This is a genomic window from Streptomyces sp. NPDC033221, from assembly GCF_055577005.1.
This window is the reverse complement of the sequence record NZ_JBVIQN010000094.1, coordinates 1-1,790: the sequence shown is the minus strand read 5'-3', so window position 1 is coordinate 1,790 and position 1,790 is coordinate 1. Positions and strand designations below refer to the sequence as shown.

Below are 1,790 nucleotides of genomic sequence, written 5' to 3'. Positions count from 1 at the left end.
GACGCTGTTGGTTTATTCGGGGCCTCGCGTGACGTCGGCCTTCGAGACCTGGTTGTGGTCTTGACGGCCGACGTTGTCGTGTGGGGTGGGTGCGGATGTCGATGCAGCCGAAGGGACCTGGGGAGATCCCGGCGGAGACGGTACGGGTGGCTCGGGCCGTGTTCCCGAAGGGGAGCCTGGCGATCAGGGTGCGGGACGAGCTGGGATCGTTGTTCAGGGACGAGGAGTTCGCGGACTTGTTCCCGGTACGGGGCAGGCCGGCCTGGTCACCGGGCGGGCTGGCGCTGGTGTCGGTGTTGCAGTTCGTGGAGGGACTGACCGACCGGCAGGCCGCTGAAGCAGTGCGGGCCAGGATCGACTTCAAGTACGCGCTCGGGCTGGAACTGGACGATCCGGGGTTCGACTTCTCGGTGCTCTCGGAGTTCAGGGACCGTCTGGTGGAAGCGGACGCGGGCCGAAGGGTCCTGGACGCCATCCTCGCCGCGGCGAGGATGCGGGGCCTGCTGAAGACCGGGGGCAAGGCGAGGACCGACTCCACCCACGTCCTGACCGCGGCCCGCAAGGTGCGCTGGCTGGAACGGATGACGGAGACTCTGCGTTCGGCACTGAACACGGTGGCCCAGGCGGCACCCGAGTGGCTGCTCCAGGTCGCCGAACCGGACTGGTTCAAGCGCTACGCCACCAGGGCCGAAGACTTCCGCTTACCCAAGAGCGCGACGCAACGGGACGAGCTGGGGTTGCAGACCGGCCGGGACGGGACACGCCTTCTCGAAGCCCTCTGGTCCGGGCAGGCGCCGCCTGAGCTGCGCGGACTCGAACAGGTGCAGCTCCTGCGCCGGATGTGGGTGCAGAACTTCCACCAGGTGGAGGGCGAGGTGAGACGCCGGGCCCCAAAAGACAGCCCGCCGGGCGCGTTGCGTCTGGTCACTCCCTACGACCATGAGGCCCGTGACGGTGTCAAGCGGGACATTCACTGGCCGGGATACAAGATCCACCTGACCGAGACCTGCGGGCAGCAGGACACCCCGAACCTGATCACGAACGTGGTCACCACCGATGCGACGGTCCCCGACGTGGCGATGACCGAGACGGTCCACGCCCAGCTCGCCGAGAGTGGCCGTCTGCCCGCCGAGCACTTCGTCGACGCGGGCTACACCGACGGACAGCTCTTGGCCAGTGCCCGCCGCGAGTACGGCATCACACTCATCGGGCCGGTCAGACCGGACATCAGCCCGCAGACCCTGGCCGCAGGCGGTTTCACCGTCAGAGACTTCGCCATCGACTGGGAGACCGAGCAGGTCACCTGTCCCGGAGGCAAGACCACCAGACGCTGGAACCCCGACCGTTCCGAGGAAGGCACCCCGGTCATCCGGGTCCGGTTCAACAAGAGTGACTGCCGGCCCTGCCCGGTCCGCACGCAGTGCACCACTTCCAGCGTGGGCAGACGGCTGACCTTGCAGCCCCGGGCTGCCCACGAGGCTCTCCAACAGGTCCGTGCCGAACAGGGCACCGAGGCATGGCGCGAGCGCTACCACACCCGCGCCGGGATCGAGGGGACAGTCTCGCAGGGCGTTCAGCGTTGCGGACTGCGCAGATCCCGCTACAGAGGGCTCGCGAAGACCAGTCTCCAGCACCAGCTCACCGGCGCCGCGATCAACCTCGTCCGTATCGACGCCTACCTCACCGACACACCCCGAGCCCGCACCCGCACCAGCCACTTCGCAGCACTTCGCCCCGCCGAACTACTCGGCGAGGCGAAGTGATCAACACCCCGATTAACCAACAGCGTC

1 protein-coding gene is annotated in these 1,790 nt (G+C 67.8%); it reads left to right on the top strand.

The genetic code is table 11. From position 1 onward, the window contains the following. Positions 1 to 95: 95 nt before the first annotated feature. Positions 96 to 1,763 carry an IS1182 family transposase gene (locus ACZ53K_RS42650; protein ID WP_468848531.1) on the top strand — a complete coding sequence of 556 codons (1,668 nt, stop codon included), beginning with the start codon at positions 96 to 98 and terminating at the stop codon, positions 1,761 to 1,763. Positions 1,764 to 1,790 lie beyond the last annotated feature (27 nt).